Origin of the sequence: Streptomyces katrae (assembly GCF_000966975.1) — a bacterium.
Lineage (GTDB): Bacteria > Actinomycetota > Actinomycetes > Streptomycetales > Streptomycetaceae > Streptomyces > Streptomyces katrae.
The window spans coordinates 1-2,403 of the sequence record NZ_JZWV01000340.1 but is presented as its reverse complement, the minus strand read 5'-3'; the positions used below and the strand labels follow the sequence as shown (position 1 = coordinate 2,403).

Annotated in this window: 1 protein-coding gene and 1 pseudogene; both read left to right on the top strand. The window is 76.2% G+C overall.

Features of this window, described 5'->3' with window-relative positions; genetic code table 11:
* A pseudogene (locus VR44_RS13335) lies at nucleotides 1-670 on the top strand (hypothetical protein); the annotation flags it as partial.
* Nucleotides 667-2,403 (top strand): serine/threonine protein kinase (locus VR44_RS13330; RefSeq protein ID WP_045947682.1); only part of this gene is annotated, 1,737 nt, incomplete at its 3' end. The pseudogene VR44_RS13335 and the gene VR44_RS13330, both read left to right, overlap by 4 nt.

Genomic DNA, 2,403 nt, shown 5'->3' with positions numbered 1-2,403 from the left:
GCTGGCGTTCTGGGTGCCCGCGTCGGGGAGTTCCGCCCCGGGCGGCGGCCGGCCCGACACGGCCCGCTACGACCGGGCGGCCCGCGCGCTGGACGACGTGCGCCGGGAGGTCGAGGCGGTGCTGACGGTGCGGCAGGACGCGGAGGCGCGGCTGATCGCCCTGCGGGACGTGCTCTCGCGGGCCGACCGGACCCTGTCCGAGGCGCGGACGGCGCGCGGGGAGGTGCTGGCGAAGATCGCGGCGTCGGAGGTGCCGGCCGTCAGCGGCCCGCCGACGGCCCTGCAGGAGCAGCTGGCGGCGGCGGCCGAGTACCGCAGGCAGTCGCAGTGGCACCGGCTGTCCCCGCTGCTGGACGCGCTGGAGGACCGGGCCGAGGAGGAACTCCGGCGGGCCCGCGAATCGTTGACGGCGGTGACGGCGCCGCTGGCGGTCCGGGCCGAGCTGCGCGGCCGGCTCGACGCGTACCGGGCCAAGGTGGCCCGGCACGGCATGGCGGAGGATCCGCTGCTGGTCGAGCGCTACGACACGGCCCGGCGGATGCTGTGGAGCGCGCCGTGCGACCTGCGGGCGGCGGAGGGCGCCGTGCTGCGCTACCAGCGGGCGGCGGCGGAGGCGCTGGCCCCGCCGGAGGACCACCGGCCCGAGGGGACCGGGGAGGAGGACGCATGAGCCTGATCGGATCGCCCTGCCTGCGTTCCGGCTGCCCGGGCGCGTACGAGGACATGGGCGGCGGCGAGGTGTACTGCCTGCCGACGGGCATGACGAGCGCCGCCCGGCAGGGGGACTCCCGGGGCTCGGCGGGCTCGCGCGGCTCCGGCCGTTCCTCGGCGTCGGCGCGCTCGGCGTCCTCCCGGTCCTCGTCCTCGCGCCGCTCGGTGTCCGGGCGGCTGTCGCGGTCCCTGGCGGGCGCGGGGTCCAGCAGGTCGGTCTCGGTGCGCAGTTCGGGCTCGGCGGCCGGGTCCTCGGGGCGCAGCCGGCTGGGCGCGGGGCTGGTCAGCGTGCCGGAGGTGCCGCGTCCGGACCCTTCTTCGGCGGTGCTGGAGAACCCGGAGGTGCCGGAGCGCAAGCGGTTCTGCTCGCGTTCGGACTGCGGGGCGCCGGTGGGCCGGGCGCGGGGTGACCGGCCGGGGCGTACGGAGGGGTTCTGCACCAAGTGCGGGCACCCGTACTCGTTCGTACCGAAGCTGCGCGCCGGGGACGTGGTGCACGGCCAGTACGAGGTGGCGGGCTGCCTGGCGCACGGTGGGCTGGGCTGGGTGTACCTGGCGGTGGACCGGGCGGTCTCGCACCGGTGGGTGGTGCTCAAGGGCCTCCTGGACACCGGGGACCAGGACGCGATGGAGGCGGCGATCTCCGAGCGGCGCTTCCTGGCGGAGATCGAGCACTCCAACATCGTCCGCATCTACAACTTCGTGGAGCACCTCGACCAGCGGACGGGCTCGCTGGACGGGTACATCGTCATGGAGTACGTCGGCGGCAAGTCGCTCAAGGAGATCGCGAACGAGCGGCGCCGGCCGGACGGGCGGCGTGATCCGCTGCCGGTGGAGCAGGCGTGCGCGTACGGCATCGAGGCCCTGGAGGCCCTCGGGCACCTGCACAGCCGCAACCTGCTGTACTGCGATTTCAAGGTGGACAACGCGATCCAGCAGCAGGACCAGCTGAAGCTGATCGACATGGGCGCGGTGCGGCGGATGGACGACGAGGAGTCGGCCATCTACGGCACGGTGGGCTACCAGGCGCCGGAGGTCGCGGAGCTGGGCCCGTCGGTGGCCTCCGACCTGTACACGGTGGCGCGGACGCTGGCGGTCCTGACGTTCGACTTCCAGGGCTACACGAACGTGTTCGCGGACTCGCTGCCGGACCCGGAGCACATCGAGGTGTTCCAGCGGTACGAGTCGTTCTACCGGCTCCTGGTGCGGGCCACCGATCCGGATCCGGGGCGGCGGTTCGCGTCCGCGCAGGAGATGGCGGACCAGCTGACGGGCGTGCTGCGGGAGGTGGTCGCCCTCCAGACGGGCCGGCCGCGGCCGCAGCTGTCGACCCTGTTCGGGCCGGAGCTGCGCGTCCCGGACACCCGGCTGTACGAGGACGCCCCCGACTGGGAGGTCTCCCGCCTGGGCCTGCGGCCCCTCCCCCGCCGGGGGTTCGCCCCCGGCCGCCGCGGGGCGGACACCGCCGCCGGGACGGCCGGCGGGGCCGGGACGGCGGGCGAGCCCGGAGCGCCGGCCTCGGTGGCGCCCGTACCGGTGCCCTCCGGGCCCGCCGCGCCGACGCCGGAGGCGGGCGCCGTCCCGGTGTCGGGCGCCGTCCCGGTGGCGGGTGCCTTCCGATCCGGTGGGCCGGGGGCCGGGGTGCCGGGGTCGGGTGCGTCCGGGTCCGGGACGGCCGGGAGCGGGGTGCCG